Source organism: Gordonia sp. JH63 (assembly GCF_009856645.1).
Lineage (GTDB): Bacteria > Actinomycetota > Actinomycetes > Mycobacteriales > Mycobacteriaceae > Gordonia > Gordonia hongkongensis.
In genome coordinates this window covers 524,520-546,918 of the sequence record NZ_CP047235.1, presented here as the reverse complement: position 1 = coordinate 546,918, position 22,399 = coordinate 524,520, and the positions used below count along the sequence as shown (strand labels likewise).

Annotated in this window: 20 protein-coding genes; 14 read left to right on the top strand and 6 right to left on the bottom strand. The window is 68.1% G+C overall.

What is annotated here, in order from left to right; translation table 11 throughout:
- Window positions 1-20: 20 nt before the first annotated feature.
- Window positions 21-1,286: an aspartate kinase gene (locus GR168_RS02395; protein WP_065630659.1), complete on the bottom strand. Its 1,266-nt coding sequence runs from the start codon at window positions 1,284-1,286 to the stop codon at window positions 21-23.
- 226 nt (window positions 1,287-1,512) lie between these two features.
- Here GR168_RS02395 and GR168_RS02390 point away from each other — a divergent pair, with 226 nt between their 5' ends.
- Complete coding sequence (locus GR168_RS02390; protein WP_238995074.1) at window positions 1,513-2,736, top strand: mannosyltransferase family protein; 1,224 nt, start codon at window positions 1,513-1,515, stop codon at window positions 2,734-2,736.
- Between the two features lie 336 nt (window positions 2,737-3,072).
- Here the strand turns inward: GR168_RS02390 and GR168_RS02385 are convergent, their stop codons facing one another.
- A complete protein-coding gene (locus GR168_RS02385; protein ID WP_058251062.1) occupies window positions 3,073-3,735 on the bottom strand; it encodes a TetR/AcrR family transcriptional regulator in 663 nt (220 codons plus the stop codon).
- A 121-nt stretch (window positions 3,736-3,856) separates the two neighbouring features.
- Between GR168_RS02385 and GR168_RS02380 the strand changes: the two genes are divergently transcribed.
- The 3 genes from GR168_RS02380 to GR168_RS02370 are packed head-to-tail and all read left to right on the top strand — an operon-like array spanning window position 3,857 to window position 7,057.
- Complete coding sequence (locus tag GR168_RS02380) at window positions 3,857-5,473, top strand: MFS transporter (protein ID WP_159371795.1); 1,617 nt, start codon at window positions 3,857-3,859, stop codon at window positions 5,471-5,473.
- Between the two features lie 40 nt (window positions 5,474-5,513).
- Window positions 5,514-6,092 carry a nitroreductase family protein gene (locus GR168_RS02375; protein ID WP_068972284.1) on the top strand — a complete coding sequence of 193 codons (579 nt, stop codon included), beginning with the start codon at window positions 5,514-5,516 and terminating at the stop codon, window positions 6,090-6,092.
- 59 nt (window positions 6,093-6,151) lie between these two features.
- Window positions 6,152-7,057: a glycoside hydrolase family 16 protein gene (locus GR168_RS02370; protein ID WP_159369915.1), complete on the top strand. Its 906-nt coding sequence runs from the start codon at window positions 6,152-6,154 to the stop codon at window positions 7,055-7,057.
- 98 nt (window positions 7,058-7,155) lie between these two features.
- On the opposite strand, the gene GR168_RS02365 is transcribed toward GR168_RS02370, so the two are convergent.
- Window positions 7,156-8,559, bottom strand: a complete 1,404-nt coding sequence (locus GR168_RS02365; RefSeq protein WP_159369914.1) for an MFS transporter — start codon at window positions 8,557-8,559, stop codon at window positions 7,156-7,158.
- 357 nt (window positions 8,560-8,916) lie between these two features.
- On the opposite strand from GR168_RS02365, the gene leuA reads away from it, so the two are divergent.
- Complete coding sequence (gene leuA, locus GR168_RS02360) at window positions 8,917-10,767, top strand: 2-isopropylmalate synthase (protein ID WP_159369913.1); 1,851 nt, start codon at window positions 8,917-8,919, stop codon at window positions 10,765-10,767.
- A 104-nt stretch (window positions 10,768-10,871) separates the two neighbouring features.
- Entirely contained in the window at window positions 10,872-11,891 is a 1,020-nt protein-coding gene (locus GR168_RS02355) for an LLM class flavin-dependent oxidoreductase (RefSeq protein WP_159369912.1), read from the top strand.
- Window positions 11,892-11,979: 88 nt separating this feature from the next.
- On the opposite strand, the gene GR168_RS02350 is transcribed toward GR168_RS02355, so the two are convergent.
- Window positions 11,980-12,984 carry a WYL domain-containing protein gene (locus tag GR168_RS02350; RefSeq protein ID WP_159369911.1) on the bottom strand — a complete coding sequence of 335 codons (1,005 nt, stop codon included), beginning with the start codon at window positions 12,982-12,984 and terminating at the stop codon, window positions 11,980-11,982.
- Between the two features lie 136 nt (window positions 12,985-13,120).
- On the opposite strand from GR168_RS02350, the gene GR168_RS02345 reads away from it, so the two are divergent.
- From GR168_RS02345 to GR168_RS02320, 6 genes are all read left to right on the top strand, one after another.
- Complete coding sequence (locus tag GR168_RS02345; protein ID WP_159369910.1) at window positions 13,121-13,576, top strand: VOC family protein; 456 nt, start codon at window positions 13,121-13,123, stop codon at window positions 13,574-13,576.
- 338 nt (window positions 13,577-13,914) lie between these two features.
- A complete protein-coding gene (locus GR168_RS02340) occupies window positions 13,915-14,949 on the top strand; it encodes an aldo/keto reductase (protein ID WP_159369909.1) in 1,035 nt (344 codons plus the stop codon).
- A gap of 259 nt (window positions 14,950-15,208) precedes the next feature.
- Window positions 15,209-15,529, top strand: a complete 321-nt coding sequence (locus GR168_RS02335; protein WP_159369908.1) for a putative quinol monooxygenase — start codon at window positions 15,209-15,211, stop codon at window positions 15,527-15,529.
- A 176-nt stretch (window positions 15,530-15,705) separates the two neighbouring features.
- Window positions 15,706-16,896: an acetyl-CoA C-acyltransferase gene (locus tag GR168_RS02330; protein ID WP_159369907.1), complete on the top strand. Its 1,191-nt coding sequence runs from the start codon at window positions 15,706-15,708 to the stop codon at window positions 16,894-16,896.
- Complete coding sequence (locus GR168_RS02325) at window positions 16,889-17,560, top strand: TetR/AcrR family transcriptional regulator (RefSeq protein ID WP_058251056.1); 672 nt, start codon at window positions 16,889-16,891, stop codon at window positions 17,558-17,560. The genes GR168_RS02330 and GR168_RS02325 overlap by 8 nt, the downstream gene beginning before the upstream one ends.
- Window positions 17,561-17,611: 51 nt before the next feature.
- Window positions 17,612-18,763 carry an acyl-CoA dehydrogenase family protein gene (locus GR168_RS02320; RefSeq protein ID WP_058251055.1) on the top strand — a complete coding sequence of 384 codons (1,152 nt, stop codon included), beginning with the start codon at window positions 17,612-17,614 and terminating at the stop codon, window positions 18,761-18,763.
- A gap of 83 nt (window positions 18,764-18,846) precedes the next feature.
- On the opposite strand, the gene GR168_RS02315 is transcribed toward GR168_RS02320, so the two are convergent.
- Window positions 18,847-19,728 (bottom strand): LysR family transcriptional regulator, encoded by an 882-nt coding sequence (locus tag GR168_RS02315; protein ID WP_137808664.1) that lies wholly within the window; start codon window positions 19,726-19,728, stop codon window positions 18,847-18,849.
- A gap of 103 nt (window positions 19,729-19,831) precedes the next feature.
- Here GR168_RS02315 and trxA point away from each other — a divergent pair, with 103 nt between their 5' ends.
- Together trxA and GR168_RS02305 are read left to right on the top strand one after the other, a co-directional pair.
- Entirely contained in the window at window positions 19,832-20,194 is a 363-nt protein-coding gene (gene trxA, locus GR168_RS02310; RefSeq protein WP_159369906.1) for a thioredoxin, read from the top strand.
- A 75-nt stretch (window positions 20,195-20,269) separates the two neighbouring features.
- Window positions 20,270-21,262 carry an EamA family transporter gene (locus tag GR168_RS02305; protein WP_159369905.1) on the top strand — a complete coding sequence of 331 codons (993 nt, stop codon included), beginning with the start codon at window positions 20,270-20,272 and terminating at the stop codon, window positions 21,260-21,262.
- Here GR168_RS02305 and GR168_RS02300 read toward each other — a convergent pair.
- Window positions 21,251-22,333 (bottom strand): alpha/beta hydrolase, encoded by a 1,083-nt coding sequence (locus GR168_RS02300; RefSeq protein WP_159369904.1) that lies wholly within the window; start codon window positions 22,331-22,333, stop codon window positions 21,251-21,253. The two genes, GR168_RS02305 and GR168_RS02300, sit on opposite strands and share 12 nt — an antisense overlap.
- Window positions 22,334-22,399 lie beyond the last annotated feature (66 nt).

Genomic DNA, 22,399 nt, shown 5'->3' with positions numbered 1-22,399 from the left:
CTTCGCTCGCCCCGTCACTGCTATCGCCCCGTTCCGGCGTAGACGACGGCTTCTTCTTCGCCGCCGAGATCGAAGGCGGCGTGCAGAGCGCGCACCGCGTCGTCGAGTTCGGTGTCCCGGCACAGCACCGAGATCCGGATCTCCGAGGTGGAGATCAGCTCGATGTTCACGCCGGCCTCGCTGAGGGCCTCACAGAAGGTGGCCGTGACACCGGGGTGCGACTTCATGCCCGCGCCCACGAGCGACACCTTGCCGATGTGATCGTCGTAGAGCAGATCGGTGAACCCGATCTCGGTCTGCAGCTTGGTGAGCTTCTCAACGCCGAGCGGCCCGAGCTCGCGCGGCAGGGTGAAGGTGATGTCGGTCTTGCCGGTGTCGACCTTCGAGACGTTCTGCAACACCATGTCGATGTTGATCTCGGCGTCGGCCACGGCGCGGAACACCCGCGCGGCGTAACCGGGCTTGTCGTCGAGGCCGACGACGGTGATCTTGGCCTCGCTGCGGTCATGTGCGACGCCGGTGAGAATGGCTTCTTCCACGGGGATGTCCTCCATCGATCCGGTCACAATGGTGCCGGGTTTGGTCGAGTACGACGAGCGCACGTGAACGGGAACGTTGTATCGGCGCGCGTATTCGACGCACCGCAGCATCAGCACCTTGGCGCCACAGGCAGCCAGCTCGAGCATCTCCTCGAAGCAGACGGTGTCGAGACGGCGGGCGTCGGGCACGATCCGCGGATCGGCCGAGTAGACGCCGTCGACGTCGGTGTAGATCTCGCAGACGTCGGCCTCGAGCGCGGCCGCCAGCGCGACCGCGGTGGTGTCGGAGCCGCCGCGTCCCAGCGTGGTCACGTCCTTGGTGTCCTGCGAGACGCCCTGGAAGCCGGCGACCAGCACGATCTTGCCCTCGTCGAGTGCGCTGCGAACGCGCCCGGGCGTGACGTCGATGATCTTGGCCTTGCCGTGGCTGCTCGTCGTGATGACACCGGCCTGCGATCCGGTGAACGACTGCGCCTGCGCGCCCATCGAGCTGATCGCCATCGCGACGAGCGAGTTGGAGATCCGCTCACCCGAGGTCAGCAGCATGTCCATCTCACGGGCCGGCGGCGCCGGGTTGACCTGCTGGGCGAGGTCGAGGAGCTCATCGGTGGTGTCGCCCATCGCCGACACGACCACGACGACGTCGTTGCCCTGCTTCTTGGTCTCGACGATCCGCTCGGCGACGCGACGGATGCGTTCGGCCGTTGCGACCGAGGATCCGCCGTACTTCTGCACCACGAGGGCCACGTCGAGTTACCTCCCGCCGGCCAGTGTGCCGGTCGATAGACGTCAACTTGCCGGGACAACCTTACCGGGACCGCCGCGACCGCTCTGACCTGGTCTCCGCCCCACCCGACGGGACCGGACCGAGGTGATCCGCCCTAGGATCGCTCGCGTGGCCTCCCCAACCGACGTCGGTGACACCGGAACCGGTCCCGTCGGTACGAACAGCTACGGCCGTCGACTGGCGTCGATGACCCGCGGCTATTTCGGTCCGCTCGGTTCGTCGCCCGCCGCGGTCCGTGGTCATCGCTGGTGGCTCGACGCGCTGCTCGTCTTCCTCGTCATCCGCGCCATCGGCATCCTCGTCCTGGCGCGGTTCGCCGACCTCCGGGGCACCACGCTGGGCGACTCCCTGGCGGTCTGGGATGGGCAGTGGATGATCGCGATCGCGACCCACGGCTACGACGGCGTGCCCTACACGCTCACCGACGCGCGGGGTCTGCACACCGTCGACACCGCGTACGCCTTCTTTCCCGGTTACCCCTACCTGGTGGGCCTGATCGCGAAGTTGCCGGGCCTGAGCCCCTTCGGTGCGGCGATCACGGTGAACCTGGTCCTGGGATGCGTGGCGGCGGTCGGTGCGGCACGTCTCGGAATGGTGTGCGCCCGACTCATGGCACGACGGTCCCCGATCGGCCCGGCACCCGAACGCGGAACCGGACTGTTCCTGGTGGTGCTCTTCGCGGCGACGCCGATGTCGATCGTGCTGAACATGGCATACACCGAGGCGCTGTTCTGCGCGCTCGCGGTGTGGGCGCTGGTGGGGGTCCTCGAGAAACGCTGGCTCCTCGCCGGCGTCGTCGCCGCGCTCTGCGGTCTGTGCCGGCCGACGGCGGCGGTCCTGATCGGGGTCGTGATGCTCGCGGCCCTCGTGTACCTGTGGCAGGCGCGCGGGACCGACGTCCCGAGAGCGGCACGCGTCCGCGCGATCGTCGCCATCGTCATCAGCCCGCTCGGTTACCTCGCCTATCTCTGCGTGGTGTGGGCGCACACCGGGTCGCCGACCGGGTGGTTCCGCATCCAGACCGAGGGCTGGGACACCCAGTTCGACTGGGGCGTGGCCGCTTTCGAGTTCATCAACGAAATGCTCGTCCATTCGGCCGAGATCGCCCCGGTGGCCACGTCGTGGATCGTGCTGAGCACGCTGGTGATGCTGGGCGTCGCCGTCTGGTCACGGGTGCCGTGGCCGGTCCTGCTCTACGGTTCGCTGCTGGTCGCGCAGATCGTGCTGTCGAGCGGACTGATGATGAGCCGGCCCCGGTTGCTGCTGCCCGCCTTCGTCCTGCTGATCCCGCTGGCGATGGCGCTCGCCCGGATGCGGCCGGTGGTCGCGGGACTGATCGTCGTGCCGATCGTGGTCGGCAGCTCGTGGTTCGGCGCGCACATGCTGACCGTGTTCCCCCACGCCATGTGAGAGTCGCGCACCCCCGTTCCCCAAGGAGCCACGTTCCCCTGCTCTCTGAGGAGCGCGACCCCTCTACCCCCAAGCGCGACGAGCGGACCCCCTCTGCCCCCAAGCGCGACGAGCGGACCCTCTGCTCCCTGAGGTGCGAGGAGCGATAGCGACGAGCCTCGAAGGGCCTGGTGAGATGCCGTGCGAGACCCTTCGAGGCTCGCTACGCTCGCACCTCAGGGAGCAGGAGACGACCCGCTACGCTCGCACCTCAGGGAGCAGGAGACGACCCGCTACGCTCGCTCCTCAGGGAGCAGAAAAACCCTCTTCGCTCGCCTCTCAGGGAGCCGAAGGTTGTCACACCGCCGACGCCGCGAATCCCAGGCAGAGGTAGTCGATTCCGGCGTCGAGGCGCGCCCGGGGATCGAGCAGCCGGCCGGCATCGCGACGGCCGGCGAGGCGGGCGAGATGCGACGGGACTTCGACCTCGGACTCCCCCGAGATCACCTCGGCCAGTCCCGCGGACGGCAGCAGGGCGTCGTCGTGAAGCAACTGATCGCTCACCGCGACAAGGGCGACGCCGTGGACGAAGCTCCAGACCGACAGCGCCATGTCGGTGGCGCGTTCGATGCCGACGCCGAGCTCGAGGAATCCGGCCGCCAGCCAGTCGAGGCACGCCAGCGAATCCTCGCCGTAACTGTGCCGGGGCGACGAGTAGGCCAGGACCACCCACGGATGCCGGGTGTAGAGGTCCCAGTCGACGTCGACGGCGATCCCGACCCGTGTCCGCCACTCGGGCGCGGTGTCGACGGGGTACGGGAACCGCCGTCCGACCTCGGTCGACATCGCCTGCAGCAGCGCGTCCTTGTCCTCGACGTGGCGATACAGCGACATGGCCCCGACCCCGAGCTTCTCGGCGACCCGCCGCATCGACAGCGAGCCGATCCCGGCATCGTCGGCCACGGCGATGGCGGCATCGACGATCGTCGCCGTCGACAGTTTCGAGGTGTCGGCCGTCACGTTCTCGTTCCTCCTGCTCAGGGCGGGAATTATCCGATTGCGTACAGCGTACTCATCCCCGTACGCTGACCCGCGTACACCGTACGCGTAGGTAGCTGCCGTCTGCCGCGAAGGAGGAATGATGTCCGCCCAGCTCGGCCCGTCGAACCGGCTCCGCCCGACCACCTCGGGTACCGCCGACCGGCGGACGTGGCTGGGACTGGCCGTGCTGACCCTGCCGGTGTTCCTGGTCTCGATGGACGTCTCGGTGCTGTACCTCGCCATCCCGTCGATCACCGATGCCCTCGCGCCGTCCGCAGCCCAGCAGCTGTGGATTCTCGACATCTACGGCTTCCTGATCGCCGGGCTGCTCATCACGATGGGCAATGTCGGCGACCGCGTCGGCCGGCGACGCATCCTCCTCGCCGGCGCCGCCCTGTTCGGCATCGCCTCGGTCATCGCCGCCTTCGCACCCTCGCCCGAGATCCTGATCGCGGCGCGCGCCCTCATGGGCATCGGCGGTGCCACCCTGCTGCCCTCGAGCCTGTCGCTCATCGCCAACATGTTCCCCGACGCCCGCGAGCGCGGGCGCGCGATCGGTGTGTGGACCGCGGCGTTCGCCGGCGGCAGTGCGGTCGGCCCGGTCATCGGAGGCGTTCTGCTGCACCACTTCTGGTGGGGCGTGGTCTTCCTCATCAACGTCCCGGTGCTCGCCGCACTGTTCGTCTTCGGGCCGCGCCTGATCCCCGAGTACCGGGCCGCGACCAACGACCCGTTCGATGTCGTCGGCGTCGTGCTCTCGATGGCCGGAATCCTCCCGCTCGTCTATGCCGTCAAGACGGTCGCGAGCGAAGGCGCCACGACCGGCGTGGTGGTCGCCGGAGTGGTGGGTGCCGCGCTGCTCGTCACATTCCTGCTGCACCAGCGCCGGGTCACGTCACCGCTCCTGGACCTCAAGCTGTTCGGCAACGCGCAGTTCAGCGGAGCGGTCGCCGTTGCGCTGATCGGCATGATGGCCCTCGGCGGCATGTCGTACCTGACCGGCGTCTACCTCCAGTCGGTCATGGGCCACGACGTCCTGGCCGCGGCCATCGCCGGCCTGCCGATGGCCGTCGCGGTGGCGGTGTTCTCCATCGGCGCGACCCGGGTCGCCGCGTTCCTGGGCACCCGGCTGGCCTTCGTCGGTTCTGTCGGCCTGGCCGCCGCAGGCAATCTCGGCATGCTGACCCTCGGCACCTCGACCCCGGTCTGGGCGTACGTGCTGTGCACGACGATCGCGGGCGTCGGCTACGGCATCCAGTTCAGCCTGGTGTCGGTCGTGGTCGTCGGCTCGGCTCCGCCGGAGCGGTCGGGCGCCGCGTCGGGTATCTCGGAGACGAGCTTCGAGCTCGGGACCGCGATGGGCCTGGCCCTTCTCGGATCGCTGGCCACCCTCGTGTTCCGAGACGGCGACCGGGGTTGGTCGTTCGGCGACACCCTGGGCGAGACCCTGCACCGGGCGACCGACATGGGTTCGGCCGGAGAGGGGTTGGCCACCGCTGCGAAGCAGGCCTTCGTCGACGGCATGCACGCGGCGTCGCTGGCGAGCGGTCTGGCGCTCCTCGCACTCGGCACGGTCCTGCTGTTCGTGATGCGCGACGAGCCCACCGATCCGCAGGCCGAGGTCGCCGAGGTGCAACTGCCGGACGGTGCTGATCCGGTGCCGCTTGCTTCGCTCCCGGCGACCGGTCCCGTGGGCGTCGCACGCGCCGACTCCTGACGGCGAGCCCGGCGGTCGCCACGCCATTACCCTCGGGCGGATGCACGAACTCATCTCGGGCCGCCGTAGCGCCCGCGGCTACGATCCGTCCGCGACCATCTCGCTCGGCGACGTCACCACGATCGTCGACGCCGGGCGCTGGGCTCCCACCTGGGGCCGGGTGCAGCCGGTGCGCTTCATCGCGGGACTGCGCGGCGACCCGACGTTCGACGCCCTCGCCGGCGTCCTGACCCGGGGGAACTCGGGGTGGGCGCCGCGCTCGGCGGCCCTGATCCTGGTCTGCACAACCGATGACCCCGACGACGCGAAGGCCCACACGTACGGGGCCGTCGACTGTGGACTGGCGGTGGCGCAGATGATCCTGCAGTCCGAGGCCCTCGGCTTCAATGCCCATCCGATGGCCGGTTTCGACGCCGAGGCAGCCCGCGACATCTTCGGGATCCCCGCCGACAAACGACCGCTGGTGCTGCTCGGGGTCGGCGCGCTCGCCGACCCGGCGTCCCTTCCCGAGGAGATCCGCGCCCGCGACGAGAAACCCCGCACCCGGCTCCCGCTCTCCGAGGTCGCGTTCGCGGGCCGCTGGGGACGTCCCGCGTTCCCGGACTCCGCAGGCGCCTGACCGGCGAATGTGACGAACGAGGCATATGAGACAAAAGTGACGTGTGGTACTTGTTCTCCATGACTGTCACACCTCAACCTCGAGGACTTCTCCGCCGACTGGGAGCGCACCTCGCGCCCGTCGCCGCCGTCACCGCCCTGACAGCCGCGGCAGCACTGTCCGTGCCGGCGGCCGCCCACGCCGACGAGCCGTTCAGCCTCGAATTCGACGGCGCCGCCGGCACTCTCCCGTCGGCGCTGCAGCACGAGACCGGCGCCGGCGGCTGGGGCAACAACGAGGTGCAGAACTACACCGCCGATCGGCTGAACTCGCGGCTCGACGGCAACGGCAACCTGCTCATCGAGGCGCGCCGCGCGGCGACCGGCGGCTGGACGTCGGCCCGGCTCACCACCAAGGACAGCTTCGAGTTCACCTACGGGACGATCTCCGCGCGCATCTCCCTGCCGCAGGGTCGCGGGTTGCACCCGGCGTTCTGGCTGCTGGGGAGCGACATCGACTCCGTCGGGTACCCGGCGGCCGGCGAGGTCGACATCGCCGAGACGACCAACTCCTCCGACTGGGTCCACGTGGGCGTGCACGGCCCGACGGCGCTGGGCACCGCGATGGGATCACTCGATCTCTCGCTCGCCGATCTCCTCCCCGGACTGCCGCTGCCGGGGCCGCTCGCCGGCCGCTGGGAGCGGGGCCACGACCTCACCGGCATCGATCCGGGCGACTTCCACGTCTACGCGGTGACCAAGTCGTCGTCGCAGATCCGTTTCACCATCGACGGGAACGCGGTCTACACGATCAACCGCTCCTCGCTCACCGGCGACGAACGGTGGGTCTTCGACAAGCCGATGTACGCGCTGCTCAACGTCGCGGTCGGCGGCATCTGGCCCGGGCCCCCGTCGTCGACGACTCCGAGCCCGGCAACCATGACGGTCGACTGGTTGCGCTACACCCCTTCCACCCCCGCTCCCTGAGCTGAGGAGCGCCCGTAGCTTGCGGACGGTGGCAACAACTCCGCCCCGAGCCGACAGGCCCGGGGCGGAGTTCTTGTATGCGGTTGCGGGACAGTAGCTTACGCGACCAGCACCTGCTCGTCGTCGGTGACCGACGCCCGCATCGTCTTGTCCTTGGTCTCGACGATCTTGATCGTGCACACGACGCTGAGTGCCGACAGACCGGCGAGCAGGACACCCACCCAGATCGCACCGGGACCCGCGATCAGCGGGGCGGCGATCAGCGGCGGGATGGCGCCACCGAGGATGCCGGCCAGGTTGTAACCCATCCCCGCACCGGTGTAGCGGTACCGCGCCTCGAACAGTTCGGGCAGAAGCGCTCCGGCCGGACCGTAGGCGATGCCGAAGATCAGCAGCGTCCCGAAGAGTCCGACCACGAACGCGACGCCGCCGCCGATCTCCAGGATCGGGAACAGCACCAGCGCCCAGGGGATCGCGACGCTGCACGAGGTGAGGATGACCCGGCGACGACCCACGCGGTCCGACCACACCGCCGACGCCGCGGTGGACAGTCCGAACACCACGGCCGCGCCCATCCCCGCGGTCAGCACGAAGGTCCGGGACAGCTCCAGTGACTTGGTGCCGTAGTTCGTGAGGAACGCCGTGCCCATGTAGAACAGCGAGAAAAGGCTCGCCAGCGCGCCGCCGGCGATGAGGATCTCGCGCCACTGGTGGCGGAAGGCGTCGAGGAACGGCAGTGCCGGACCGTCGACCACGGGACCGTCGATTGCCCTGCGCTGCTGGGCTTCTCGGAACACCGGCGTCTCCGCGACCGCGAGCCGCACCCACAGCCCGACGGCGACGAGCGCGAAGGACAGGATGAACGGGATGCGCCAGCCGTAGTCGAGGAAGGCCGAACTGGTCTCGCCGAGCGTCAGGCTCGCGATGAGGAACGTCAGGCTCGACAGGAAGAACGCGAAGGCCGGGCCGAGTTGCGGGAACATCGCGTACAGCCCCCGCTTGCCCGGTGGGGCGTACTCGGCGGTGAGAAGCGTTGCGCCCGCCCATTCGCCGCCGACGGCGAAGCCCTGCAGGAACCGCAGGAAGACGAGGAGGATGGGCGCCGCGATGCCGATCCCGGATTCGGCGAAGCCGAACACGCCGGTCTCGTAACCGGGGAGAAGACCGATCGCGACCGTCGCCAGTCCCATGATGAGCAGGGTCCACACCAGGGTGCGTTTACGGCCGATCCGGTCGCCGAAGTGACCGAAGAGCATCGCGCCGACCGGCCGCGCGAAGAAGGCCACGGCGAAGGTGGCAAAGGACGCGATGGTCCCGGTGACCTCGTCGGCGGCCGGGAAGAACACGGTCGGGAACACCAGGGCGGCGGCGGTGCCGTAGATGAAGAAGTCGTAGAACTCGATCGTCGTGCCGATGGAACTCGCGGCGGCCACGCGTCGAAGGCTCGTGCGTTTACCCTCCGGCGGTTCGGTCACCGGCGGTTCGGCGGGGATGGTCGTCACTGGCGTTCGCCCTTTCTGCAGACGGCCGCGTCGGGGTGGCGGCTCGAGATCCCGGGCATCATCGGTCCGGGTGCCCCCGTCCGCCGCTCGGATGATTTGGGTCACTCCGGCTGCGCGGTGAGAGGCATGTCATAGTCTGGAGCCCGTGTCGGTGAGGCGGCACCCCCCGAAGAGGGGGACGTCACGACCCGGCCTCACCTGCAGCTTTGGCCACCTCGTCGCCGGGGAGTACAGTCGAGCGCATGCAGCGCGCACTCCTCCTCGGTTGCCGCGGCGGGGTCTGAACCGACCGGCCCTCCGTCGCGGGGCCTCATCACGCGCCGGTCACTTTCCTTCCACACACGGAGAATGACCACCATGGCACCAGCAGACAGCTTCACTTCCGGCGCCAGCCGAATCGTCGAGCCCGCGGGCCCGATTCCCGCCGGACAACCCTCATGGAACCCGCAGCGCAGCTCCGCGATGCCCGTTCATCGTTATCGCCAGTTCGCCGACGAGGTCGAGAAAGTGGCGGTTCCCGACCGCACCTGGCCCGACAAGGTCATCACCACCGCCCCGATGTGGTGCGCGGTCGACCTCCGCGACGGCAACCAGGCACTCATCGACCCCATGAGCCCGGCACGCAAGCGCCGCATGTTCGACCTCCTCGTCCGGATGGGCTACAAGGAGATCGAGGTCGGCTTCCCGTCGGCCAGCCAGACCGATTACGACTTCGTCCGCGAGATCATCGAAGACGGCGCCATCCCCGACGACGTGACGATCCAGGTGCTGACCCAGTGTCGTGACGAACTGATCGAGCGCACCTTCGACGCCTGCCGCGGCGCGGCCAACGTGATCGTCCACTTCTACAACTCGACGTCGGTCCTGCAGCGTCGCGTCGTGTTCCGCGCGGACAAGGCGGCGATCACCAAGATCGCGACCGACGCCGCACACAAGGTCCTCGAGGTACAGCAGAACTACCCGGACACCAACTGGCGGTACGAGTACTCGCCGGAGTCCTACACGGGCACCGAGCTGAGCTTCGCCAAGGAGGTGTGCGACGCGGTCACCGAGATCATCGCCCCCACCCCGGAGCGCCCGATGATCATCAATCTGCCGGCGACCGTCGAGATGGCCACGCCCAACGTCTACGCCGACTCGATCGAGTGGATGCACCGCAACCTCGCCCGGCGCGACTCGGTCATCCTGAGCCTGCACCCCCACAACGACCGCGGAACCGCCGTCGCCGCAGCCGAACTCGGCTACCAGGCGGGCGCCGACCGCATCGAGGGATGCCTGTTCGGCAACGGCGAGCGCACCGGCAACGTCTGTCTGGTCACCCTCGGCATGAACATGTTCAGCCGCGGCGTCGACCCGCAGATCAGCTTCTCCGACATCGACGAGATCCGCCGGACGGTCGAGTACTGCAACCAGCTCAACGTCCCCGAGCGTCACCCCTACGGCGGCGACCTGGTCTACACCGCGTTCTCGGGCAGCCACCAGGACGCGATCAACAAGGGCCTCGACCAGATGAAGGTCGACGCCGACAACGCCGACTCCGACGTCGACGACATCACCTGGGCCGTCCCGTATCTGCCGATCGACCCCAAGGACGTCGGCCGCAACTACGAAGCGGTCATCCGCGTCAACAGCCAGTCCGGCAAGGGCGGCGTCGCCTACATCATGAAGGCCGACCACGGCATGAACCTGCCGCGTCGTCTGCAGATCGAGTTCAGCCGAGAGATCCAGAAGATCACCGACGGCGAGGGCGGCGAGGTCAATCCCAAGGAGATGTGGGACGTCTTCGCGGAGAACTACCTGCACCCGATCTGGCCGCTCGAGCGCATCCGGCAGAAGGTGGACGCGGCCGAGGTCGACGGCGGCGACGACCACATCACCGCCGTGGTGAAGGTCGAAGGCAACGAGCGGGAGATCTCCGGCTCCGGCAACGGTCCGCTGGCGGCTTTCGTCGACGCGCTCGGCGCCGTCGGCTATGAGGTCCGGGTCCTCGACTACAGCGAGCACGCACTGACCGCCGGCGGCGACGCCAGCGCCGCGGCGTACGTGGAGACCGAGGTCAACGGCGAGACGGTCTGGGGTGTCGGCATCGCGTCGTCGATCACCACCGCGAGTCTGCGCGCCGTCGTCTCGGCGGTGAACCGCGCCTACCGTGTCACCTCCACCCCGGTCGCCGACGGTGAGGCGGCCCCGGGCACCTGGGCGCCCTGACCGTCCCCCTTCGAAGACCCGATTCCGTCCCGTCGATCGCGCCGATCGACGGGACGGAATCGTTCTGACGGGAACAAAACGGACCGGAGTTTCATTTAGAGGGCATGAAAAACATCGGTTTCCTGTCGTTCGGCCACTGGTCGGACGCCCACGGGTCCCAGGTGCGGTCCGGCGCGGACACCCTGCTGCAGTCGATCGACCTGGCGGTGGCGGCCGAGGAGCTCGGCGCCGACGGCGCGTACTTCCGGGTCCACCACTTCGCACGGCAACTCGCCTCACCGTTCCCGCTGCTCGCGGCCATCGGGGCGAAGACCAGCCGGATCGAGATCGGCACCGGGGTCATCGACATGCGCTACGAGAACCCGCTGTACATGGCCGAGGACGCCGGCGCAGCGGATCTCATCTCCGGTGGCCGGCTCCAGCTCGGAATCAGTCGCGGATCGCCCGAGCAGGTCATCGACGGCTACAAGTACTTCGGGTACGTCCCGCCCGAGGGGTCGACCGACGCCGACATGGCGCGCCAGCACACCGAGGTGTTCCTGAAGGTGATCGAAGGCGGCGGATTCGCCACGCCGAACCCGCGCCCGATGTTCCCGAATCCCCCGGGTCTGCTGCCGATCGAGCCGCAGGCGCCCGGTCTCCGCGACCGGATCTGGTGGGGCGCCGGCTCCCGCGCCACCGCGGAATGGACCGCTGAGCAGGGTATGAACCTGATGAGTTCGACGCTGCTCACCGAGGACACGGGGGTACCCTTCCACCAGTTGCAGGCCGAGCAGATCCAGCGGTTCCGCAAGGCCTGGGCCGATGCCGGACATCCGCGCGAACCGCGAGTGTCGGTGAGCCGCAGCATCTTCGCCATTGTCGACGACCGCGACCGCGCCTACTTCGGACGTGGTGGTGCTGAATCGGATCAGGTCGGTGTCATCGACAACAGTGTGGCCCGATTCGGACGCAGCTACGCCGACGAGCCGGACAAGCTCATCGAGCAGTTGCGTGAGGACGAGGCGATCGCCGCGGCCGACACACTGCTGCTGACGGTGCCGAATCAGCTCGGCGTGGAGTACAACGCCCACGTGCTCGAGTCGATCCTGACCCACGTCGCACCCGCTCTCGGCTGGCGTTGACCACCAGGTGCTCACCGGCGGCTGACACCAGAACCCTCCGATCAGATCGGCACAGGCATCAATTTGGTCACCGGCTCACCCCCGGTACTCAATTGGCGGGCGGAGCGGTGCCGGTCTGAGCCGTCAAGCGATACCGCTCGGCGAGGGTGGCGAACGCAGCGATGAGTTCGGGAGGCTCGACGACTTCCATGGCCGTTTCGAAACGACCGAACGAGGCGGCCAGCGCCCCCCACGACCAGGATCCGATCTCCAAACTGCACCTGTTCTCGGCGATGACACGAACCGCTCCGTCTCCGGCGAAGGGAAGGACGTCCCGGGCCGGCAGGTCGAGGATGACAGTGCCTCGACACGGCCACTCATTGACGTCTTGCCCTTTGAAGCGTGCGGAAACGAACTCGTGGACGTTGCCGCCGGGGACCTCGCGCGGGGTGAAGCGAGGACCCGTCGGTGCGCGTGGCAGGACTCGGTCGACGCTGAACAGTCGCCAGTCGGCGCGGTCGAGGTCCCACCCGAGGAGGTACCAGCGCCCGTACGAGGTGGCGATGTGATGGGGCTCGACGCGCCTCGGTGGTGTCGTTGAGTCGTCTACTGGCAGGGCGCCGCGGGGCAGGTAGTCGAAGCGGAGCACCTCCTGCGCGCGGATCGTGTTGGTGAGCGTGACAAGGGTGTCGGGTGACACGTCCATCGGTGTGCTGGTGCCGGGGAGATCGCTGATCGCGGTGACATCGAGGGCGTCCAACCGGTGCCGGAGACGTGACGGCAGGACTTGGCGGATTGTCGCGAGGGCGCGGGTGGCTCCCTCCTCGATCCCTGCGCCGGAGGTAGACGCGGTGTGCAGGGCCACGGCGACAGCGATGGTCTGGTCGTCATCGAACAGCAGTGGGGGAAGGTCTTCTCCCGGTACGAGGCGGTAGCCGCCGTCGGGGCCCATGCTTGCCTGGATCGAGTACCCCATCTCGCGAAGTCGATCGATGTCGCGCCGGACGGTCCGGTCGCTGATACCCAGTCTCTCGGCGAGCAACGAGCCCGACCATTCGCGCCGAGTCTGTAGCAGCGAGAGAAGAGTCAGAAGTCGCGTTGTCGTCGTCGTCACAGTTCGAACCCTATGCCGAGTCTAGGACTGATCCCGTCCTACACGGTTGGGACTGTGGTTTCACCGGGCCACCGGAACCGCCCCGGGCCTGAGTAACCACTGCCACCGATGGCGGGAACCAACACGAGGAGCACGAATGAGCATCCAGACCACCACGCATCTGAACTTTCGTGGAGACGCCCGCGCGGCGCTCGACTTCTACCAGTCTGTCTTCGGCGGACACAGCGTCATCAACACCTACGGCGAATTCGGGTTGTCGCAGGAACTCCCGGGAGCCGACAAGGTGGTCTTCGGGCTTGTGGTCGCCGAGAACGGGTTCCGCATCATGGGTTACGACATCCCCGGCGAGCAGGGCGGCACCGTCATTGGCGGCACTTCGACACGCCGAGAGAACAACACCACTCTGACCGATCAGGCGTTGTTCGTCTCGATCAACGCAGACACCCTCGATGAGGCGCAGGTCTATTGGGACAAGCTCGGCGACAGCGCCACCATCGTCGAGCCGCTGGCGGCGTCCGAGTGGAGCGCCGGCTTCGGCATGCTCACCGACCGCTTCGGCGTCACCTGGAGCGTGGGCGTCACCACCTCCTGATCCGGCCCCTGGTCAGACCTCCGCCCGGCCGACTGGACAGTCGTTCGAGCCGGCCGCGAAGCGGGCGGGCTCACCGCCCGCCTCGCGGCGCCAGCCACACTCCACACCACATTCACGCAAAGGAGCCATTGACGCGTTCGGCAACGGATCGTCTTCGGCCGCTATCGGCTACCTGGTCGCGCAGACCCTCACTGTCGCCATCGATCCGAATATCCCGCGGCCGCTCTCTACACCTTCATCAACGCGCCTATTTTGTCGTCTGCACCGTCGTGGCGAGCAGCATCCTCGCCGTGTGGCAGTGACACGAACCAGCGAACACCAAGGAACGGGAGAATTCCGTGAAAACAGGAAGCCTCGGCCGGACCGGCATTCACGTCAGCCGCTATTGCCTCGGCACAATGATGTTCGGCCCCGCAGGCAACGCAGATCCCGACGACTGTCACCGCATCATCCGTCGCGCACTCGACGCGGGCATCAACTTTGTCGATACCGCTGACGTGTACGGCTACTCCGAGACCGAGACCATCGTCGGCAAAGCCCTCAAAGGCCGGCGCGACGACGTCGTCCTCGCAACAAAATTCAGCGGCCAGATGGGAGAGGATCCGAACAGGCGAGGAGCTTCGCGGCGGTGGATCATCACTGCCGTCGAGGAGTCATTGCGCAGGCTGCAGGTCGACCACATCGATCTCTACCAGATTCACCACTTCGACCCGGCGACGGACCTGGAAGAAACTCTGTCGGCGCTCTCCGACTTGGTCACCAGCGGCAAGGTTCGCGCCGTCGGCTCATCGAGCTTCCTTGCCTCCGACATCGTCGAAGCCCAGTGGGCCAGCGAACGACGCGGCCTCGTGCGACTCCGGACCGAGCAGCCGAGCTACTCCATCCTCTCTCGCGAGATCGAACGGGACGTCCTCCCGGTCTGCGAGCGTTACGGAATGGGGGTGATCACCTGGAGTCCCTTGGCGTGGGGCCTGCTCACCGGGAAGTACCGCGATGGTCAGAACGGGGCCGACTCGCCGAGCCGGGCTCAGTGGGGGCCGCGGCACATGACCGATCCGGACAAGTACGCCGCGGTGGAGAAACTAGCGGATGTCGCCGCGTCCGCCGGGATCTCGATGACCCACATGGCGCTGAGTTTCGTCACCACGCACCCGGCCGTCACCGCGGCCATCATCGGCCCACGGACCACCGAGCAACTCGACGATCTGTTGGCCGCCGCAGATACGGTACTCACCGACGAGGTGCTGGACCGTATTGACGAGATCGCCACGCCGGGAACCAACATCGGATGCACCGACATCGGATACACCCCTTCGTCTTTGACGGTCGCCTCGCAGCGGCGTCGCGCCGCCGCCGACCGATCATCGGCCTGATGTCGGCGAACTGGACGCCGAAGTCCGCGCGTTGCATCGGAAACCATCAGTCGCAACGCTGACAGGACGATGCCGACGGATCCGGTCGCAGACGAGGTCGTCCGTTGGCGAAATTCGGCCTCGTTTCTGCGCGGGGTGCCGAAACCGCCACATCGCGACGACTCGCTGACCTAACGTCACCGGGGTGTCCGATGCCCGAGGGACATCCCGACGAGTAGTCGAGACACACACCAAGCCCCACCGCGAACGGAGAACTCTCATGTCGGAAGTCATCGTCGTCGCCACCATCTCCCCCAAACCCGGCGAGGAACAGGCCGTGCGGGAGGCCCTGCTCGCCGCGATCCCCGAAGTCCACGGCGAGCCGGGATGCGGGAAGTACGCGTTGCACGAGGCCACCGGCGACTCGACCGACCTGGTGATGATCGAGCGCTGGGAATCCACGGAGGCCCTGGCGACGCACGGCTCCGCTCCGGCGCTCACCGCGCTCGGCAAGGCGATCGGGGGCCTGCTTTCCGGACCGCTGGACGTCCGGACCTTCACCGCCGTTCCTGCAGGTCAGCCGGACAAAGGCACCATCTGACCCACCGCGACATCTGCCCCCATCCGACCTGTCGGGTGGGGGCTTCGCGCATTTCCGCGGCCAGTGTTGTTGATTCCCCTGCCGGGCGCGTGCTAGACCGGTATAACGATCGTTAGATAAAGTACGCCGCGCGAAGCGGTGCGCTGCGCCGTGACCCGCTCCCGAGAGGAACCCTCATGCCCGAAGCCGTCATCGTCGACGTCGTCCGCCTCGCGTCCGGAAAGGGCAAGCCCGGTGGCTCGCTGTCGGAGACCAAGCCCGTCGAGCTCCTCGCGCATGTGCTGCGCTCCCTGGTCGAGCGCAACGACCTCGATCCGGCACTCGTCGACGACGTGATCGGCGGCTGCGTCGGTCAGGCCGGCGAGCAGGCCCTGAACATCTCGCGGACCGCGCTGCTGTCCGCCGGCTTCCCCGAATCCGTACCCGCCACCACCGTCGACCGGCAGTGCGGATCGAGCCAGCAGGCCGCCCACTTCGCCGCGCAGGGCATCATCGCCGGCGCCTACGACGTGGTGATCGCCGCCGGCGTGGAATCGATGAGTCGCGTCCCGATGGGCTTCACCACCGCCGGGCGCAGCCCCTACGGCCCGAGCATCGAAGCACGGTACCCGGATGGACTTGTCGGACAGGGCATCTCCGCTGAACTGGTCGCCGCCAAGTGGAAGTTCGACCGCGACACGCTCGACGCCTTCGCCGCGCAGTCCCACCAGCGTGCCGCCGCGGCGGCCGGCGAGGGCTTCTTCGATCGCGAGATCCTGCCCATCGACGTCGCTGACGCCGACGGCACGACGTTCACGCACAAGACCGACGAGACGGTGCGCGCGACCACCCCCGAGGGCTTGTCGGGCCTGAAGCCGTCGTTCTACAGCGAGGACTTCGCGGCTCGCTTCCCGGAGATCAACTGGCACATCACCCCCGGTAACTCGTCGCCGCTGACCGACGGCGCGTCGGGCGCACTGATCATGAGTGACGTCATGGCCTCGAAGCTGGGCCTGACCCCCCGCGCACGGTTCCACTCGTTCTCGGTCGCCGGCGACGATCCGATCTTCATGCTGACCGCTCCCATCCCGGCCACGCACAAGATCCTCGCGCGCTCGGGACTGTCCATCGACGACATCGACGCCTACGAGGTCAACGAAGCCTTCGCCTCCGTGCCCCTGGCCTGGGCCCACGAGTTCGGCGCCGACCCGGCCAAGCTGAACCCGCGGGGCGGCGCGATCGCGCTGGGCCACGCGCTCGGATCGTCGGGCACCCGCCTGCTGGGCACGCTCGTCAACCATCTCGAGGCGACCGGTGGCCGGTACGGCCTGCAGACCATGTGCGAGGGCGCGGGCATGGCCAACGCCACCATCATCGAACGTGTCTGAGCCGGCCCGGGCGGTTCCCGCCCGGAAATTCACGATCGAGACCGACGGTCTGGACTGGCGGCTGCGCGAACAGGTTCCGCTGCCGGCCACTCTCGTCGCGGCGAAACACGCGTTCTATGAACGCGGTTACCACGGCACCTCGATCCGCGACATCGCCTCGCGAGCGGGGGTGTCGCTGCCGACGCTGTACTACCACCACGACAACAAGCTGGGGATCCTGGTCGAACTGCTCGAGGCGGCGATGACCGCTGTGCTCGCGTGGGTGGGTGCGGCCATCGAGTCCGGACGGACGCCGAGCGAGCAGCTGTCCAACGCGATCGAGTCGATCGTCCTGCACATGACCAACGACGTCGAACTCGCCAGCGTGGCAAGCGAGTTCCGCCACCTCGACGTCGAGGATCCGCGACGGGAGACCTACGTCGCGATGCGGACCGAGACCGAGGAGCTGCTCGCCAGTGTCATCGAGCGTGGCGTCGAATCCGGTGAGTTCCACTTCGACGACGACGTGAAAGACGTGCTGCGCTACCTGTTCGGCGCATGCCAGGCGATCACCACCTGGTACCGCCCCTCGGGTGCCCGGACACCGGCCGAGGTCGCGGCGTCGTATGCGCTGCTCTCACTGCGCGTCGTCGGCGCGCGCGACGCCGACCAGAACGACAACTGACCGACCGACAACTCCTGAACGACGATCGAGTAGAGCAGAAAGGCAGAAGCCATGAAACGCACCATCTTCGAAGACGAGCACGAGGCCCTGCGGGAAACCGCGCGGCAGTTCCTGCAGCGCGAATGCGCCCCGTACACCGAGGAGTGGACGCGAGCCGGTCAGGTCGATCGCATCGCATTCAAGAAGGCCGGTGACGCAGGTCTTCTCGGATTCAACATCCCCGAGGAGTACGGCGGCGGCGGTGCCATGGACGACTTCCGGTTCAACGCCGTGGTGGTCGAGGAGTTCGCGAAGTTCGACGGCGCGGCACCCGGCCTCAGCCTGCAGAACGACGTCGTCGCACCGTACTTCGTGCATCTCGCCAACGACGAGCAGAAGAAGCGCTGGATGCCCGGGATCGCCACCGGCGAGACGATCCTCGCCGTCGCGATGACCGAGCCGGGCGCGGGCTCCGACCTGGCGGGCATCAAGACCTCGGCCAAGCTCGAGGGCGATCACTATGTCCTGAACGGCAACAAGACGTTCATCTCGTCGGGCATCAACTCCGACCTCGTGGTCGTGGTCTGCCGGACCAACCCCGATCCCGAGGCGGGCCACAAGGCGTTCTCGCTGCTCGTCGTCGAGCGCGGCATGGAGGGCTTCGAGCGCGGTCGCAAGCTCGACAAGATGGGCCTCAAGGCCCAGGACACCGCCGAGCTGCACTTCAACGACGTGCGCGTCCCGGTCGAGAACCTGCTCGGCCAGGAGGGCATGGGCTTCTACCACCTCATGCAGAACCTGCCGTCGGAGCGGCTGTCGATCGGCATCGGCGCCATCGCCGGTGCGCGTGCGATCTTCGACGAGACCCTGCAGTACACCAAGGACCGCAAGGCCTTCGGCCGTCCGATCGGCACCTTCCAGGCGAACCGCTTCAGCCTCGCCGAGATGGCGACCGAGCTCGACATCGCCGAGGTCTACATCGACCGCTGCCTGCAGGGCGTACTCGATGGTGAACTGAACGCCGTCGACGCCTCGAAGAACAAGTGGTGGTGTACCGAGCTCGCCAAGCGGGTCATCGACAGCTGCCTCCAGCTGCACGGCGGCTACGGCTACATGAACGAGTACCGGGTTGCCCGCGCCTACACCGACGCTCGTATCCAGACGATCTTCGGTGGCACCACCGAGATCATGAAGGACATCGTCGGCAAGAGCCTCGGCGTCTGAGTCCAGCGATCGATCACCGACAACCCGGGGCACACGCCCCGGGCTGTCGGCGTATCCGGGCCCGCTCAGGTGGCGTCGGGCCGTCAGCCCTGTTCGGCACCCACCGCACGCAGGTGATCGACGACCTGCTGCACGGCCGCCCGCGAACGCGGCCGGGCCAGCGCCTCGTAGACCCGTGCGGCGCGAACTCCTTTGAGCACCAGTCGTTTCACCTCCGGGTGCCGGACCGCGAAACGCGGCATCAGCGCGATGCCGTGGCCGTGGGCCACGAGCGCCTCGATGGTGGTGAAGTCCAGCATCCGCTGTGTCACCCGGGGCGCCACCCCGGTCGCCGCCGAGATCGATTGCAGCACATCGTCGACCGGGAAGCCGCCCTCGACGCTGATCCAGTCGTGGTCGGCGAGTTCGGCGACCGCGACCTGGTCGCGCACGGCGAGTTCGCTGCCGGCGGCGACGATCACGTCGACGGGTTCACGCATCAACTCGGTGACGCGGACCCGCGGGATGTTGATCGCCGGGGTCCGTTCGTCGCGGTGGGTGACCACGACGTCGTGATCGGCGAGAGCCGGTGCCGCGTCGTGGTATCCGACGTCGAGGTGGACCGCGTGTACGTCGATGCCCGATGCGGTGGCCCGCTCCAGGACCGCCGGCAGCAGCAGGGTCGCACCGGACGGGAACATCGCCAGGCGGACCCGGGTCTTGCCCGACCGATACGACGACATCTCCTCCTGCGCCCGATCCACCGCCGCGATCACGTCATCGGCGCGCAGTACGAGCGCACGCCCCGCCTCGGTCAATCGGATTCGGCGGCCATCGGGTTCGAACAACGCGACACCGGCCTCCTCTGCCAGGACCTTCAGCTGTTGCGACACCGCCGACGGGGTCATGTGCATCGCCTCGGCGACCGCGCCGATCGACTCCCGGTCGGCGAATTCCCGCAGCAGCCGCAGACGCCGGACTTCCATGCGACAACGGTACTCAGGCCCACGTCGTCGTCAGGCGGTGCCGTGGGTCACGGCATGACCCTCGGGGTGGAATGTCCGAGCGGTCCGATCCGTTGGTGGGGGCATGGCATCACAAGACATCACCCTGGAAACCTTCGAGGACACCATCGCCTCGGACGGCATCGTCCTCCTCGACTTCTGGGCCGGCTGGTGCGGCCCGTGCCGGCAGTTCGCGCCCGTCTTCGAGAAGGCCTCCGAAGCACACTCCGACATCGTGTTCGGCAAGATCGACACCGAGGCCGAGCAGCAGCTCGCCGGCAGTCTCGGAATCCGTTCCATCCCGACGCTCATGGCATTCCGGGACGGGATCCTGGTCTTCAACCAGCCCGGTGCACTACCTGCGGCTCAGCTCGAGGAACTGATCGGCGCCGTCGAGGGGCTCGACATGGATGACGTGCGGGCGAAGGTCGCCGCGGCACAGGGATAACTGTTCAGGAAAACTGAATAGTTATTCCGGTTAAATTCGATTGTCCTTCACATCGTCCACGCCGACGATGGGGCCATGTCCACTCGTGATCGCCTCCTCGCGTTGTTCGTCGTCCTGCTCTGGGGACTGAACTTCATCGCGATCCGAGTCGGGCTGGACCACTTCCCGCCGTTCTTCCTCGCCGCGATGCGATTCGCGGTGATGGCGATACCGGTCATGTTGTTCGTGCGGTTCCCGAAGGTGCGCCTGAAGTGGTTCCTGCTGTACGTCGCCGGCTTCGGCAGCGTGCAGTTCATCATGCTGTTCCGGGCCATGGATCTGGGCATGCCGACCGGGCTCGCCTCGCTGGTCCTCCAGACCTCGGCGCCCTTCACGGTCATGCTCGGCGTGCTGTTCCTCCGCGAACGGATGACGACCGGACAGATCCTCGGCCTGGCGGTCGCGGTCCTCGGCATGGCGGTCATCGCGATCGACCGGATGCGCGGCAGCGACCTCGGCGTGGCCGCTCTGCTCCCGATCGGTCTCACCGTGCTCGGTGGTCTGAGCTGGGCAGCGGGCAACATCGGGGGCAGACTCGCCCGTCCCGACGACTCCTTGCGGATGACGTTGTGGATGGCCGTCGTCGCCACTCCGCCGCTGTATGCGGTGAGCCTCATCGTCGAGGGACCGTCCGCCGGCTTCGACGCGCTCGCCACGCTCGGTACCGAGAGCGGACTGCGTGCGCTGGGCGGACTCGCCTACCTCGCGATCTTCGGCACCGTCATCGGTGCGGGTCTGTGGACCACCCTTCTGGGACGCAACGACGCGAGCCGGGTCTCGCCGATGTCGCTGCTCGTGCCCGTGGTTGGGATCTCGGCAGCATTCTTCGTTCTCGGCGAAGTCCCCAGCGTCGGGGAGATCGTCGGTGCGGTCATCGTCGTCGCGGGGTGCGCTGCCGGGGTGATGGCCCGGCCGCGAACCCGTAGGCGCCCGACCGTTCCAGGTGCCACGCAGACGCCGGCCGATTCCGTGTCGGCGGTGACGGGCGCTCGGGAGGGCGCCCGAACACCGGTGCGCTCAGGCGGCTGAGCTGGACCCGGCCGACGGAAGGGCCTCGCGCACCACCGCGCACAGACGGTCGACCGCGGCCCGGGCCCCCGGACTGATCAAGGTCATGTTGACGAACCCGTGGATCATCGCGCCCTCTCGCCGGACCGTGACCGGCACGCCGGCCTCCTCGAGCCTGCGCGCGTACGCGAGGCCCTCGTCACGCAGCGGGTCGAAGCCGGCGACCATGACATGCGCGGGCGGGAGACCGCTGAGATCGTCGGCAAGCAGTGGCGAGCAGCGCGGGTCGCTCCGCTGCGCGGCGTCGGGCAGGTAGCGATCGGTGAACCAGTCGATGCCGTCGGCGGTGAGGAAGTACCCCGACGCGAACTCCCGGCGCGAGGGTGTGTCGGCGGCCTGGTCGGTCACCGGGTAGATGAGCAGCTGGAAAGCCGGGGTGACCGCTTCGCCACGGACCTCCCGGGCGACGACGGTCGCGAGATTTCCGCCCGCGCTGTCACCGGCGACGACGATCCGCGCCGGATCGAGACCCCACCGCGGCGCCACCTCGACAGCGAAGCGCCACGCCGCCACCGCGTCCTCGACGGCCGCGGGGAACGGGGCGTCGGGGGCCAACCGGTAGTCGACGGAGAGCACGTCGAGGCCGGTGCCATGTGCCAGACGCCGGACGAAGGTGTCGTGGCTGATCCGGCTGCCGGTGACGAAGCCGCCGCCGTGGAAGTAGACGAGCAGCCCGGCCGAGTCGGTGGTGGAGCGGTACCGGGTGGCCGGGATCGGGCCGGCGGGTCCGTCGATGACGAGGTCCTCTTCCACCGCCATGGGCGGCAGCGCCTCGGCCATGGCGGCGCCGACCTCGTCGGTCTGCGCGCGCGACTGCGCCACCTCGCCCTGGAAGGGGTTCAGCCCGGGCACGTTGTCGTTGGCCCAGCCGATCGCGGCGAGTTCGGGGGCGACCCGCTCACCGTCGGAGTTGACCGGTGCCCGTCGCCCCAGAACGGCCAACGCGCCGGCCGGGATTCGTGCGACGGCGAGCAACAGTCCGCGTTGCACTCGGGCGGGCAGGGACAGGCGCAGATGGGTGTCGCGACTCACAGCCGCCGAGCCTACGCGGCGTCGGCGCACGGCACGACCACTCCCGTCGGATCGGCCTGTGACACA

Bases quoted from the DNA above. Each gene is read 5' to 3' on its own strand.
- GR168_RS02390 (WP_238995074.1), top strand. From the start codon at position 1,513: ATGACCCGCGGCTATTTCGGTCCGCTCGGTTCGTCGCCCGCCGCGGTC.
- GR168_RS02380 (WP_159371795.1), top strand. From the start codon at position 3,857: ATGTCCGCCCAGCTCGGCCCGTCGAACCGGCTCCGCCCGACCACCTCG.
- GR168_RS02375 (WP_068972284.1), top strand. From the start codon at position 5,514: ATGCACGAACTCATCTCGGGCCGCCGTAGCGCCCGCGGCTACGATCCG.
- GR168_RS02370 (WP_159369915.1), top strand. From the start codon at position 6,152: ATGACTGTCACACCTCAACCTCGAGGACTTCTCCGCCGACTGGGAGCG.
- leuA (WP_159369913.1), top strand. From the start codon at position 8,917: ATGGCACCAGCAGACAGCTTCACTTCCGGCGCCAGCCGAATCGTCGAG.
- GR168_RS02355 (WP_159369912.1), top strand. From the start codon at position 10,872: ATGAAAAACATCGGTTTCCTGTCGTTCGGCCACTGGTCGGACGCCCAC.
- GR168_RS02345 (WP_159369910.1), top strand. From the start codon at position 13,121: ATGAGCATCCAGACCACCACGCATCTGAACTTTCGTGGAGACGCCCGC.
- GR168_RS02335 (WP_159369908.1), top strand. From the start codon at position 15,209: ATGTCGGAAGTCATCGTCGTCGCCACCATCTCCCCCAAACCCGGCGAG.
- GR168_RS02330 (WP_159369907.1), top strand. From the start codon at position 15,706: ATGCCCGAAGCCGTCATCGTCGACGTCGTCCGCCTCGCGTCCGGAAAG.
- GR168_RS02320 (WP_058251055.1), top strand. From the start codon at position 17,612: ATGAAACGCACCATCTTCGAAGACGAGCACGAGGCCCTGCGGGAAACC.
- GR168_RS02315 (WP_137808664.1), bottom strand. From the start codon at position 19,728: ATGGAAGTCCGGCGTCTGCGGCTGCTGCGGGAATTCGCCGACCGGGAG.
- trxA (WP_159369906.1), top strand. From the start codon at position 19,832: ATGGCATCACAAGACATCACCCTGGAAACCTTCGAGGACACCATCGCC.
- GR168_RS02305 (WP_159369905.1), top strand. From the start codon at position 20,270: ATGTCCACTCGTGATCGCCTCCTCGCGTTGTTCGTCGTCCTGCTCTGG.